General features: G+C 62.1%; 13 protein-coding genes and 2 pseudogenes. 1 reads left to right on the top strand and 14 read right to left on the bottom strand.

Annotation, left to right across the window (positions count from 1 at the left end; all coding sequences use genetic code 11):
• Positions 1–111: 111 nt before the first annotated feature.
• The 8 genes and pseudogenes from X756_RS158435 to X756_RS1000000167150 all read right to left on the bottom strand — a co-directional run bounded on the left by X756_RS158435 (position 112) and on the right by X756_RS1000000167150 (position 6,643).
• Positions 112–768 (bottom strand): lytic transglycosylase domain-containing protein, encoded by a 657-nt coding sequence (locus X756_RS158435; protein ID WP_348529819.1) that lies wholly within the window; start codon positions 766–768, stop codon positions 112–114.
• Between the two features lie 17 nt (positions 769–785).
• Positions 786–1,334, bottom strand: coding sequence for a S26 family signal peptidase (locus X756_RS158440; protein WP_023729028.1), 549 nt, complete (start codon positions 1,332–1,334; stop codon positions 786–788).
• On the bottom strand, positions 1,331–1,600 hold the full coding sequence (locus X756_RS158445) for a helix-turn-helix domain-containing protein (RefSeq protein WP_023672373.1): 270 nt from the start codon (positions 1,598–1,600) through the stop codon (positions 1,331–1,333). The genes X756_RS158440 and X756_RS158445 overlap by 4 nt, the downstream gene beginning before the upstream one ends.
• A 171-nt stretch (positions 1,601–1,771) precedes the next feature.
• Complete coding sequence (locus tag X756_RS158450) at positions 1,772–2,095, bottom strand: DUF736 domain-containing protein (protein ID WP_023672372.1); 324 nt, start codon at positions 2,093–2,095, stop codon at positions 1,772–1,774.
• A gap of 370 nt (positions 2,096–2,465) precedes the next feature.
• On the bottom strand, positions 2,466–3,359 hold the full coding sequence (locus X756_RS1000000169710) for a hypothetical protein (RefSeq protein ID WP_023740427.1): 894 nt from the start codon (positions 3,357–3,359) through the stop codon (positions 2,466–2,468).
• 879 nt (positions 3,360–4,238) lie between these two features.
• A pseudogene (locus X756_RS01000000165240) lies at positions 4,239–4,659 on the bottom strand (DUF2958 domain-containing protein).
• 247 nt (positions 4,660–4,906) lie between these two features.
• Positions 4,907–5,869 (bottom strand): zincin-like metallopeptidase domain-containing protein, encoded by a 963-nt coding sequence (locus X756_RS158460; RefSeq protein WP_023729025.1) that lies wholly within the window; start codon positions 5,867–5,869, stop codon positions 4,907–4,909.
• 540 nt (positions 5,870–6,409) lie between these two features.
• Positions 6,410–6,643: a helix-turn-helix transcriptional regulator gene (locus X756_RS1000000167150; protein ID WP_023708050.1), complete on the bottom strand. Its 234-nt coding sequence runs from the start codon at positions 6,641–6,643 to the stop codon at positions 6,410–6,412.
• Positions 6,644–6,747: 104 nt separating this feature from the next.
• Here X756_RS1000000167150 and X756_RS158470 point away from each other — a divergent pair, with 104 nt between their 5' ends.
• Complete coding sequence (locus X756_RS158470) at positions 6,748–7,029, top strand: DUF2285 domain-containing protein (RefSeq protein ID WP_081726268.1); 282 nt, start codon at positions 6,748–6,750, stop codon at positions 7,027–7,029.
• A 94-nt stretch (positions 7,030–7,123) separates the two neighbouring features.
• Here the strand turns inward: X756_RS158470 and X756_RS158475 are convergent, their stop codons facing one another.
• The 6 genes and pseudogenes from X756_RS158475 to X756_RS0133715 all read right to left on the bottom strand — a co-directional run.
• Positions 7,124–9,034, bottom strand: a complete 1,911-nt coding sequence (locus tag X756_RS158475) for a bifunctional diguanylate cyclase/phosphodiesterase (protein ID WP_023685543.1) — start codon at positions 9,032–9,034, stop codon at positions 7,124–7,126.
• A gap of 290 nt (positions 9,035–9,324) precedes the next feature.
• Complete coding sequence (gene ubiM, locus X756_RS158480; protein WP_023729023.1) at positions 9,325–10,506, bottom strand: 5-demethoxyubiquinol-8 5-hydroxylase UbiM; 1,182 nt, start codon at positions 10,504–10,506, stop codon at positions 9,325–9,327.
• A 631-nt stretch (positions 10,507–11,137) separates the two neighbouring features.
• Positions 11,138–12,124: a CBS domain-containing protein gene (locus X756_RS1000000166585; protein ID WP_023729021.1), complete on the bottom strand. Its 987-nt coding sequence runs from the start codon at positions 12,122–12,124 to the stop codon at positions 11,138–11,140.
• A 142-nt stretch (positions 12,125–12,266) separates the two neighbouring features.
• Positions 12,267–12,437: a cbb3-type cytochrome oxidase assembly protein CcoS gene (gene ccoS, locus X756_RS158485; protein WP_023697810.1), complete on the bottom strand. Its 171-nt coding sequence runs from the start codon at positions 12,435–12,437 to the stop codon at positions 12,267–12,269.
• Positions 12,438–12,572: 135 nt separating this feature from the next.
• Positions 12,573–12,659: pseudogene (gene ccoS / locus X756_RS1000000167140) on the bottom strand (cbb3-type cytochrome oxidase assembly protein CcoS); the annotation flags it as partial.
• A partial coding sequence (locus X756_RS0133715; protein WP_031237894.1) for an HAD-IC family P-type ATPase occupies positions 12,656–13,101 on the bottom strand: 446 nt, incomplete at its 5' end. The pseudogene ccoS (X756_RS1000000167140) and the gene X756_RS0133715, both read right to left, overlap by 4 nt.

Raw genomic sequence — 13,101 nt, 5'->3', positions numbered from 1 at the left:
GAAAAACGATGTGCAGACAAACACTTCGCCGCCTCCAGGAGGCGCTGCCTTTATCTTGCCTTCCGCGGACCTGCCTCCCTGCCCCCGCCCGAACCACGGTAGCCGCTGCCCTCACCTGCGATCCGGCCGGCCTGATCTTGCTCGCTCCGATCCGAGCGGCACCAGGAGTTGGCCATTCGGGCCGGTCACGGAAACACCGTTTCGGAGAAAAAACAGCGACTGCCCGGACGGGATTCCCGGCGCGCTTTTGGAACGGGATTTGCCGGTGAGCGCGTCCATATCGCCGGCCGAAATGCCCGCCGCCTTGATCTCTTCCAGATACGAAACCGTCTCGCTAGGCAGCGGTCGCCCGCGCTGCAAATGCTGTTCGTAGCGCTCCGGCCCAGCGTTATAGGCTGCAAACAGGCCTGGAAATCCGAAGCGGTCATACATGGCGCGCAGATAGGCAGTGCCTGCCAGAATGTTGTCGCGAGGGTCGTGCGGGGCGGCTCCCAGGCCAAGCTCTGCGCGCAACTCCTCGTAGGTGCCTGGCATCACCTGCATCAGGCCAATGGCACCGGCGCTCGACGTGACCGGCCGTCCATTGAGCCTTGTCTGCCCCCGGCTTTCGGCATCCATGACGGCATAAATCCAAGTCTGTGGAATGCTGAAACGCCGGCTTGCTTCGGCTACGAAGGGCTGCCATCTTGCAAGCTGCGGACTATGGGAGATGACGACCGGCTTCGTGTTGGTCGCCGCGGAACAGGAGCATGGTGCGAGAGACACCATGCCCAGCATCAGGAGGGTCACTCGGTCCATAGCGGCACGAGCCTCCCGATGATATTTTCGGTCGGCACCGGCCCGAAATAGCGGCTGTCGAACGAGCGATTTTCGTCGCTGCCGAGTAGGAAAACCTCGGCAGCGGCGAGCTTTCGGCAGGCATTCCACGAAGGCAGCGGACGGTGCTGCGTGTCGGTTGCAAGCCGGCGCGCGGCTATCTCGCCGCCGATGATGATGGCGTCGCCGAAGGCGCAGACGTGCTCGCCAGCCAGCGCGGCAAGGTGCTTGACCAGCGGCACGTTGCTGGGCAGATAGAAGCGTTCGGCGGCCAGATCGACGACCGGTTTTGGCGGGCGGACGAGTACGAGATCACCAAGAGCCGGCGATCCGGACGCGACGCGATAGAGGCCGACCGGCGCACTCGCCGAGGCGTTCCAGACCAGCCAGGGCGATGGTTTGCCGAAGGCGGCGAAGCCGATCAGGGCAAGGCCCATCGTGGCCATGGCGATCGTCTTGCGCGCCCGAATGCGCCGCAGATGGCTGCCGATCAGATGGATGGTGGGACGCCGGCTCATGAGCGGCCTCCCTCGCCGGCCGAGCCGGAATCGTGCCCGCCGTCCTCGGGCCCGGTCTCCTGCGCGTGCCCCTTCGACCAATCGTCGAGTTCGTCGATGTGATAGCGGACATAGCGGCCGTGCTTGCGGAATTGCGGGCCGCCGCCCTTGAGGCGCATCTTCTCCAGCGTGCGCTGGGACAGCCCGATATAGAAGGCCGCTTGCGCGGTATTGAGAAACGGACTGCCCTTCTTGGCGCGGGCTGCGCGTTCGTTTTCGTCGTCCATGATGATCCTCGTTTCGCTACGGACAAGCGAAGGCGAGGATCGGCGAGCGAGATCGTTTTGGGGACGGGCGAAGAGTGGGGGGCGAGTTTTCGCCGCCCCCTTCGGCGGCCTCACGGGTCCTGAGAGAGGACCCCGCGCCGGTGGCGGCGCGGGGCTTTCCGGATCGGCCGGTTAGTCGACCGGGTTCCAGATGATGGCGTAAGTGTCGTCGTCATCCTGGCCGGCGGCGCGGCCGAGATTGGCGTAGAGCTTGCGGGGGCCAAACTCGGGGGCGGCAATCGACAGGCTCACATAGTCCTTGCCGGAGGTCTCGCCGGTGCGGATCCAGCCCGCACCCACTTCGACCCCTTGCGTCAGCACCCGGAAGTCGGGATGGGTGTCGGCGCTCTTTGCCTGATTGGGCACGATATCGATGTCGGCGCGGACGCTGAGCGTCTTGAGCTGGCCCTTGTAGCCGCCGTTTTCCTGTTTGGTGACGTATCCGATCGCGGTCATTTCCAGTCTCCTCTTGGTGCTCGCAAGGGACCATTCCCCTGCGATGGCGGACCGTGATGGGCGCGTCCGGACCGCCGGAACCGGGACGGCCGCAGCGATAGCGGAGGACCCGCGCGGGCAGCTTTTTTGAAGCGAAGCGGCGCGAGGAAGCCGCCGCAGGCGGCGGGGAAAAAAGCTGCCGGCGAGGGTTTCGGGCGGGCCTGATCCGCCCATAGGTCGACAAGCCAGCCGCAGGGAATGGTCCCCGAGACACAATGGAGACAGGTGGCGCGATCGGTGACACAAGAAGCCGGCCGCAATGCAGAGCGCCGGCTGCGCGGGCTCTGTCGGCAACCGGATCGGACAATTGGCCCCATGGGCCTTTGGCGCCTCAGCAAGCAACCCGGCGAGGTGCGGGGCTGCCGAAATGGGGCGAACTGGCGTCGGAATTTCTCGCGCGCGGCACTGGCTCGACAAGACGCCCAATCGGCAGCCGGCGTGGCCCGTAGCGGCGCGCGCGACCTGAGCGGCGGTAATCGAGAGAACCGCCGCTCGGGCCCTGATCGACTATTCGCGCACGAACAGCGGCTGCACTTGTGTCCACTGATCGGGGTGCGGAGCCGCTGCGGCTGGTGTAGCTTTCGGCCGGGAATTTCATCCAGCGCGGCAGCCAGGTCTCGACCCAGGGGCGGCCATTCTCGCCCGCCAGGAAGTCGCGGATGATGTTCTTTTGCGTCTTGACCTTCTCGGCGACATTGCCGTCCGCGACCAGCTTGCCGCCGACGTCGGCCAGCATCGAATTGGCGATTTCCTTGTCGCGCAAGAGGTCGAAGAAAGCATCGTCCGGTTGCCACCATATGCCCATGTCGACGTTCAGGTGGTTGCCGAGCGCCTCGACGACGGCGCTGCCGGCTGCAAGCGTCTCGGCCACGACAAGGGTGAGAACGCGCATGACATCGTCGTCGCAGAGCGCCAAGAGGCGCGCGAACACGCCGGCGATAGCAACGGCGTCGCCATTGCCGCCGGCGACCAAGCTATCCTCATCCGGTGATCCGAGCAGGGCCAATACCTCGCGCCGCTTTTTGCCGAATGCGGCTTCAGCCTTGCAGCCGGCAAGGCTGGCAGTCACCGTCTCGTTGGCTGCGCGCTGCGGCTCAGGCCGCACCTGCCACAGGCCCGAACCGGTGATGGCGTGCGCCACCACGAGGCGCAGCGCCACGGCGGGATGGTCGAGCATGGCCGCGCGCACGGCGGCATGGCGATGCAGATCGATATAGTTGTGCATCGGGCCGGTGACTTCGGGGCGCGGCAGCTTGGCGGCTGTTTCTTCTTGCTCGCCGCCCTCGCGGGCGCGGCGGGCTTCCTTGCGTGACAGCCAGCCCTCGTGACACTCGACCTCGCCGCGATGCGAGACAGTGATGACGATCTTGCCGCCCTTCTTCTTCGGGGTCTTCTCGTGGTCCCATGCGTGGAAATACTGGCTCGGTTCCAGCGCACAACCTCGCTCCAGCCCTCGTTGAGATAGGTGTCGCGTTTGGTGGCAATCGCTTCGTTCTGCTTTTGCCAGAACAGGTCGGCATCGGCGAAATAGCTGTCCTCGCCGAACAGGTCCGAGGTGATCAGGCCGGGATACTCCTCGATGGCAAACAGTGCCACCTTGGTGGAAATCGACTGGCCGCCGAACAGCCATTGCTTCAATTGATAGCCACGCGGCGCGTATTGATCGGGATCGGCACAGAGTGCCAGCCAGTCCTTCTGCTGCGCCTTGGAAGACATGGTGAGATGGCGCACCGGCTCGGTGTCGATCTCCTCGCGCCGATAGGCTTCGCGGATTTTGGGCAAGAGGTCGCCAAGCGCCAGAATGCGTTTGACCTTGAGATCAGTGATGCCGAAGGTCACAGCGATGTCGAGAACGGTGCGGCCTTGCCTGACAAGCCGCGAAACGTCTCCCATTGCCATACTTCGTCAGGATCGAGGCGGGCGAGGTTTTCGATCAGGAAGCTTCGAGCGCATCGGCGTCGTCACCGTCCTCCATGATGGCGCAGGGCAAGGGATCGCCTTCACCGCGCTCGTCGGCAAGCGATTTCGCGGCGAAATAGCGCCGCCTGCCGGGTTGTCCCCGCCGCGGAGGCCGAAGGCCGACGCGGCGGGACGGTTTTTGCGCCTATCGGCGCTGCTGTTCCGCCGTGTCGGGCGGAAGCTCGGAATGGGGCTTTGATAGGGCGTCTGCTGCCTGCCGCAGCAGTCGCTCGGCCTCGGTGACGTGGCCGCAAAATGCGGGCGGCTTCGGCATGGACGGAGATCGGAAAGCGCGCCTGGAAATGCAGGTCGCGCTCTATGCCGAGGCCAAGCGGCCCTTTTACGGATGCAAGCTCGGCCAGACTGACGCTGCCAAGTTCGGGGAAGCCGAAGCCGAGATCGCAAAGACCGAACAGCGTGTCGCCATCGGCGTCGAGTTCGCTCAGAAGCGAGGTCGCGGCACCTGTCGGATCAAACAGTTTCACAACGGGAAAATGGTCGATGTCGGCGCCGGCGGCGCCATGGGCGAGCAGTCGTGCGCGCAGTGGATTGGTGATCAGGATCATGGAAAGACTCCTTGTCAGAACGGGTCGCGTTGACTTCTTGCGTCCGGCGGGAGAAAGGTTCACCGGACCTTCCTCTGATCCGCCTCCCCATTAGAAACCGACCTCGAGCAGCTTTGCGCCGCGCGCGGACACATCGGCGCGTCCATCAGGAGGGTTTGCCCGCGTGGTGATCGGCTGGACGCCGGGAATGAGCGTCTGCTCCTTTGCGGCGTCGGCTCGGTCGCGGTCAGTTGAGGATCGCGCATCGTCATGCCGCAATCCCTTCTTGCGCCTCGCCTTCCGCATCGGCCGGAAGGCCAAACAGGAAATCAGCGGCCTTTGAAGCTAGGCTGGCGGCACGGAATATAGCGCGGTTGTCCTCGCGCAGCACCTTCAGCCATGAGCCGATGTAATCGGCGTGACGCACGGTCGGCTCGATGCCGAGATTGCTGCAGACGAAGGCGGCAGTGATTTCGGCGACCAATTCTTCACGCGCGTAGGCCTTGGAGCCGAACGAGCCGGAGAGGTCGCGAGCAAGCCGCGTCGGGTGGCCGGTCCAGTGGCCTAGCTCGTGAAAGCAGGTCCGGTAATAGTCGATCTGCTGATGGAACGCTGGCTGCGGCGGCACCTGAATGTGGTCGCTGCACGGCATGTAGAAAGCGCGATCGCCGCCGACCCTGAAATCCGCACCGCTGGCGAGAATGAGCGTCTCGGGCTGCGGCACGATCTCGCACTGTGGCAGCGGCTCGGCAGGGGCATGGAGGTGTTCCGGAAGATTGTCGCATTGCGCGACATTGAAGACGGTAAAGCGCTTCAGAAAAGGCACGGCCTGTGGTGCATCGCCCTCGTGGCGTGCGCGCTCCTTCTCGTTCTTTGGGACAAAGCGGTCGGCATGCACGATCGTCGTGCCGCGCTCGCCCTTCCTGACATTGCCGCCCAGGGCAAGCGCCTGCCGGAAGGTCAGCCAATTCTGGCTGGGATAGCTGCGCTCGATGACGGCGCCCCACAGGATGAGGATATTGATGCCGGAATAGGTGCGCCCCGTGGACGCATTCCTCGGCAGGCCGAGGCCTGCTTTTGCGCTGCCCCATGGCTTGACCCATGGCACGGTGCCGCGCTCCAGCTCGGCAATGATGCGGTCGGTGATCTCCTGATAGAGGCTTGCGCCTGGGCGCCTGCCCTTGCCTGCGCCAGCCTCTCCGCTGGTGGTACGCTTGCTGTTTGCACGCATGTGTTATCCTCCGCTCGCCAATCGCCGCGCCTTTCCCCGGAAGCGGGGTGGGCGGCGAGTCGCGACCGGAAAGGCCCGCCGTGGTAGGCGGACCGCATCCGAAGGACCGGAACGAAGAGGAGGACCCTGAGCGGCACGCGAAGGGTTGCGGGCTGCCGCGGCGGGTCTAGAAGGGAGTGTCGCCCGCCCCGCGCCACCGGGAAAGGCCAAACAGACAAACCGCGCCGCCCGCAAGGGCGGCGGCCGTCACAGCCCGAAGGGCTGCCCACGCCAAGGGGCGAAGCCGAATGGCCGAGACCGCCTGAGCTTGCCGAAGAAAAGCGGGCTCGGTTCACGAGCACCTGGTGCGCGTCGTCAGGCGCGCGGGCGCCCGCCAAGTTTTTTCGCACATGGTCAGGCGCCGCAGTTACGTCGAGAACCAAAAGGCATCGGCGCCGTGCGCGCGGCTTCCTCCGAAAACCAGCGCTCGCCTTTCAACAAATTGAGGCGTTGTCCCACTCAATATTCCTGTCCGTGATCATGATGGATGCGGCGCGCCCGCTAGGACCGGAGGCTGGAGAGAATCTCGCACGGATCAGCGTCAAGGGCCGCAGTTATGTCGAGAAACTCGATGACATCGAGACGCCGCTCTGCGCCCTCGTACTTGGCCACGAAGGATTGGGGACGACCAAGCTTGTCAGCCAGCTGCTTCTGGGTCAGGCCTTTGGCCTTGCGCAGCAAAACCAGCCGGGCCAGGAACCGCTGGTGGCGGGGCGATCGAAGGGATTTGGGCATGGAGGCGAACCGGTCGGGTAAAGACCGGATCAGCGACTAATCCCGGTTTCGGATTATCCCATTTTGGGATATACTGCCTGCGCTCACAGGCGAGGTTCGCAGGCATGAATGGACCAATGGGAACGGATGAGACTCGAAGCTCAAGTTTGAGCGATGAAGTCCCCTGGTCGGAGAACCTCACGAGCTACGACAGGGAGCATTTCACGATCTACCTGCGGATCCTGGATGCCTGCGCCGACAATGCCAGCGAAAAGGAGATGGCCGAGCGCATTCTCGGCATCGACCCGTCCATTGACCCGGTCCGCGCCCGCAAAGCTCTTCGCAGCCATATCGACCGTGCGAACTGGATGGTGACGACCGGCTACAAGGAACTGTTCGCCGGCTGATGCACAACGCCCACTGCCACGTGTTTCGATCAGGCAAGTCTCTGTAGCCAAATTCGGCAGCGCACGGCCGCGACAGCCGGCGCGGCGGGAGCGGTCACAACTGGTTCGCGTACTGTTTGACTGCCATTTCCAGTGCTTGCATCAAAGGCACAGCCTTGGAGAAGAGGAAGCCTTGAGCGGTTCGGCAACCAAGCTTGTGCAGGGTTTGCCGATCCGCCTCTGTTTCGACGCCCTCGGCCATGACCTCGATCCCGAGCATGTCACCGAGTTCGATGACGGATTTGACAAGCAGTCGGTCCTCTCGGGACTTGGCCAAGCCGCGAATGAAGCCCTGGTCTATTTTCACCTTGCGTATCCGACGGTCCTTGAGAGATGCCAAGGTAGAAAAGCCGGTGCCGAAGTCATCGAGCGCGATGGAAATACCGGCATGTGAAAGCCGTCCGAGCTTTTCATCCACTCTGTCCGGGTCCACCGGCGATTCTTCGGTAATCTCGATTTCGAACATCGTCGCAGGCAGGCCTCTTGCGGCCAGACCATCCAGAACCATGTCGTCGATATCGCCGGCTTCCAGTTCGCGCGGGGAAACATTCATCGCCACACGAATGTTACGACAGTCAGCTTTCACCAAGCCGTCGATAAAAGCACAACAGTCGGCGAATACGGTTTGCGTCAGCAGCTGAAGCATTCCGGTTTCGCGTGCGGCTGTGATGATTTCGGGTGGAGAGATGGCACCATGTGTCGGATGGGACCATCTCAGCAAGGCTTCAAAACCGACCACGGCCTCGGTGTCGAGTTTCACGATCGGCTGGAACCAAGGTTGCAATCTTCCCGTCTTTATCGCCGAATGAAGGTCCCGTTCGATGGACTGGCGGCGTTGGAGTTCCCGGTCGAGTTCGGCATCGAACAGGCAAAATTCGTTCCTGCCATGGCGCTTGGCCGTATAAAGGGCGATATCGGCCCGCAACAGCATTTCAGTCAGGCTCGACGTCTGCGCCAAGTATATCCCTATCGATGCCCCGACGCGCACGGACGCGACCCCGATATAGGGGCGAGCAATTTTGGCTATGATATTGGAGGCGAGATCACTGGCAGAAAGCGAAGCTCTCGTTGAGGGAAAAACCAGCACGAATTCATCGCCGCCGATACGAGCTAGCGTTGAGCCTTCCGGTGCTTCCTGCTCTATGCGGCGGGCGATCATGACAAGCAGTTCATCACCGGTCCTGTGACCGTAGGTGTCGTTGACAGATTTAAAGCCGTCCAGATCAATCAGCATTGCCACGAAGGGGCCATCCGCGGTCTTGAACCGACCGATGGCGTGTTCAAGGCCCCGCCTGTTGAGAAGGGCGGTCAAATGGTCCTCCCTGGAGTTGCGCTCCATTTCCGACGCAAGTCGCTCTGCCTCATGTCTCAGGCGGCTTGCTTCGCGGAAGCGCGCCTGCCCAACAAACGAAGCTCGGACCAAGCCGCCCATGAAGAGCAGAACGGTGAAAGCCAGAATGTAGCGTTCAAAATTGCCTTTCGCCAAAAGGCACGCCACCGTGATGAGGAGTGGAGGTGTGATGAAGCTGGTCGCCGCCGCGGCATACGAACTGCCATATGTAACCGCACCAGCTGAAATGCCCGCCAGTATGACCAGATGCATCGGTGCTTGAGGTGTTGTGTATCCAACAGTCAGCACGGCCGGGAAGGACCAGGCAAACCCTGCCAGAAGGGCAAGGACGCCAAACATGCGAAGGCGCGGCAAAACGCCAAGCGAATCCTGATGGCGCCCCGTTTCCTTTAGCTGAAAACGGGCGAGTGCAAGCCGGGCGGCATTTAGCGCATTGACGACCAGGAACCAGCTTGCAGCGGCAAAGCCGCCGCCAGAAAGGGCCTGCACCCCGCAAATCAGGCCTGACAGGATCGCGCTTATCGGCATCGACACGAAGAGCCCGGCCCTCAGGTCAGCAAGCTGATCCTGACGGATTTTGGCCTCCAGCGATTCTTCTTTCTTTAGGGGTGCCATGAATGGACCAGCTTGCTTCCGTCATTGTTCGCGAGGACCAAACCTATGCAAGCCCACTGAAGGACGGGTTAACCCAGCGAGGATAACCAGTGCGCTCACCATGCTTCGGGTCACACCTTTGGCTCAGCATTGCCGAATCATCAAGGTTTCGCCCGCGCGCGTGCCTTGATCCGAATCATGCCATGATCGGCAAGGTCACCAGGAAGCAGCCTTGCCCGCGACGCTGCGAGCCAGCAAGACAAAGAAGCCGCGCCAAGACAGCGCTCCAGAGCGGTAGCGCTCTGTGCGATTCACCGCCTGAGCATGGCCGAAATGCCATGGCGGACAAAGGGAAGATGTTGGGCAAAGCGGAGCCCAGCATGTCTTGCAAGCCGTGCCGCCGGGTGCTCGCTTGAGTAAAGACCGACAAGCATGTTGGTGGCATGATAGAGCGGCGCCGCCGACAGCCGCAGCCGGCTTTCATATCTGCCGAGCATGTCGGGATCGGCAATGTCGCGGCGGGCGCGACATGCTGTCAGTATGCTATGAGCGAGTTGCTTCTGGCCGCTGAGGCCGATGTTGAAGCCATGCGCGGTCACCGGGTGCATGCCGATGGCAGCGTCTCCTATAAGTGCCGCACTCGGTGCCGAGAACTTGTGCGCCCAGGTCGTGACCAGCGGATAGGCATGGCGGGTGCTTGCCAGGGTCATCTGCCCGAGGCGTCCTCGACACCGGTTCATCAATTCCATGAGGAACAATTCGTCATCGAGAACAGACAGTCTATCGGCCTCGATTGAGCGCAAAGTCAGAAGCAGCGACGACACGCCTTCCATGAGCGGCAACATCGCTATGGTCTGATGGTGGTCGAACCATTCGACCGCGATCTGGTGATGGAAGCGCTCGTGCCTCACTCGGCAAATCAGCATGGAGTGGCCAAGCGGATGGATGTTGGCGCCAATGCCGAGCAGGTCGCGCATCGCGGACAAACGCGAATCCGCTGCTACGAGCAGCCGAGCGGCCAATTGCCTGCCATCAGAAAGCGTTATGACCGCCTCGTCTTCGCTATTTGTTGCATTGACGACCGAGTTGCCGCACAGCAGCCGGGCATGATCCTGGAAGTGGACAATTTTGAACAGGGCATCGCGGATCCGACAATTTGGGACCAGAAATCCGAGTGGTTCCCCAGATCCGCTGCGAGTATCGAAGCACAGGGCGAAAGGGCTCGATCCGTTGAGCACGCGCGCGCCATGAAGCGGTGATTTGTCAGATGCGGGCATGGCGTCCCAGGCGCCGAGCTCGCGAAGGATTCTCACTGATGCGTGCGTCAGCGCGATCTCGCGACCGTCGAAAGCCGGATTCGCCAGGCTGTCGAGCGACTGCCGTTCAACCACTGCCACCTTGAGTCGGCTCAGGGCGAGCGATGCTGCGAAGGCAAGTCCGACCGGCCCAGCTCCGACGACAATGATGTCGAATGTGTCGACAGAGCCGGCCATCAGCGTGCCGCCATAGCGGCTATCTGCGATACGAAGCGCTCTTGAAGCATCGCAATCACCCACGGTTTGCCGCTCATCTCCCCATCGTCGATAGACATGCGTTCTCCGTTGGAAGCCTGGTCAATGAAACCACGCCGACGAAGAGATAACGCTGATCTGGATCAACCAGGCTCGATAAACCGGCAACGGCGGGTTCACGGTCGAGTGGTCGATTGCCGTGAAAACGTTTGCATGTCTAGGCATTCTGAATGGTCGGCTTCCCAATCGCGTGCCCCTACTGGCCAAAGGTTCGGCAACGTATTGTGGCTGATCCGTTCTTCGCACGCGCGCCGATATCATCATGACGAGGCAATCCAGCACAGACTCGGTCGACTGACGACCAGCATCCGCACAGTGGTTGGGCGCCGCCAACCGGTTCAGCCTCGCGGCTCTTCCCGATCGATAAGGATGCGCTGGGCGGTGCCGTCGAGATCTTCGTATTGGCCGCTCTTCAGATCCACAGGAAGCGCCGGTCCAAGCCCACCAAAACAGGCAGCGGCCATCGCATTCCGTCAGGACGGGCATCTTGCTGCCGACAGCGTACTCTCCGCCCATGACGGGCGCTAGACGCCGAAGGAACTCGCCGACGGCCTCATGTCCAAGTGATGTGGGAAGGGAGCAGAACCAAAGGGACTCTGCTCCGCGTCCCCGCCTTTTCCGCAGCTATGAAACCTTCACCGAACGGATCCGTACTGAGGAGGAGGCCGTCCTTGACTTGCCCGACGCCGGCAACCTTCTCAGCCGCAACGATCGCTGCCTTCCGCTGACGCTCGTCGACAATCGCCCCCTTCAGTTCGACAAGGCCGTCGCTGACCCTCACATCGATCAAGTCACCACCGCTCCAGGTTTGTGACTGCAGTTCGGCAAGGATAGCCTTGCGGATCAGGTCGTCATCGGGTGGCGTGGTTCCCTGTTTCGGCATGGCGCGGATCAGGACAAGCAGCAAATCAGTTCGCGTGATGATGCCGACGACCCTGTCCCGATCGACAATCGGAAGATTGTTGATGCGATGTTGCATCATCAGGTCGACAATATCTGCAATCGAGGCGCTAGGAGGCGCCGAGATGACGGGTGTGGTCATCACCTGATGGATGATCCGTCCGTTCGAGCGCGCATAGTCATTGGCGACTGTGCCCGGGCCAAGATCAAACTCCAGCCAGCGCGGACGCACACGCTGGGTCCCAAGTTCTTCTCGGCGCAAGAAGTCGCTTTTGCTTACAATGCCAACCAGGGCACCTTCGCTGTCCGTTAACGGCAGGCAGCTGACTTTGTTTGAAAGCATGAGCTTGGCCGCTTCGTCGANCTCATGGATGATCCGTCCGTTCGAGCGCGCATAGTCATTGGCGACTGTGCCCGGGCCAAGATCAAACTCCAGCCAGCGCGGACGCACACGCTGGGTCCCAAGTTCTTCTCGGCGCAAGAAGTCGCTTTTGCTTACAATACCAACCAGGGTGCCGTCGCTGTCCGTTACCGGCAGGCAGCTGACCTTGTTTGAAAGCATGAGCTCGACCGCTTGCGCGATCGTCGCGTTCGCATCCGTCGTGATGACTGGCTTCGTCATGATGGCTTCGGCTTGCATCCTCACCCTNTTGCGCGATCGTCGCGTTCGCATCCGTCGTGATGACTGGCTTCGTCATGATGGCTTCGGCTTGCATCCTCACCCTCCTGATCTTTCGTCGGACGACGATAGGACATCCCGACCCGCGGCGCTTTGATCTGAGTCACTTGGAGCGAGGAGGATTCTCCGCGCCGTCGTCGCGGTCGATTAGAATGCGCTCCGCAGCGCCATCGAGATCATCGTACTGGCCGCTTCTCAACGCCCACAGGAAGCCGGACAGGCCGAGTGCGCCAAGGAACAGCGCCACCGGAATGAGATAGGCGAGCGTCGTCATGAGGATTGGGCCAAGGCGCCGGCCCGCGCGGGCCTGTCCTGCCGCGCAGTTTCGGACGGCGCACCCGTTGCGAAGCCTTGCAGACGCATGGCATTTCCAATCACAAGCAATGACGAGGCAGACATCGCGACCNTGGCCGCTTCTCAACGCCCACAGGAAGCCGGACAGGCCGAGTGCGCCAAGGAACAGCGCCACCGGAATGAGATAGGCGAGCGTCGTCATGAGGATCGGGCCAAGGTGCCGGCCCGCGCGGGCCTGTCCTGCCGCGACGTTTCGGACGACGCACCCGTTGCGAAGCCTTGCAGACGCATGGCATTTCCAATCACAAGCAATGACGAGGCAGACATCGCGACCGCCGCGATNACGATCGCAATTGTTATGTTCTGTCGGATCAGGCTTCCCGCCTTGCGCGACACGTCCAGCGCCAGCGGGATCGCCAAAAGGCTTTCGCGCAGAAAAACGAAGTCGGCTGCATTGCGGCCAATGTCGGCCGCCGTGGCGGGTGCGATCGAGACATGCGCGGCGCTCAGCGCCGGTGCGTCGTTGAGCCCGTCGCCAACCATCAGAACCTTGTGCCCGTCTCTCGCCAGACTCTCGATGCGTTCAACCTTGCCGGACGGGAGCAGGCAGGGAACGAAGTCATCGACACCGAGCACGTCCGCAA

Origin of the sequence: Mesorhizobium sp. LNJC405B00 (assembly GCF_000502615.1) — a bacterium.
Classification (GTDB): domain Bacteria; phylum Pseudomonadota; class Alphaproteobacteria; order Rhizobiales; family Rhizobiaceae; genus Mesorhizobium.
This window is presented reverse-complemented; position numbering and strand designations above follow the sequence as displayed.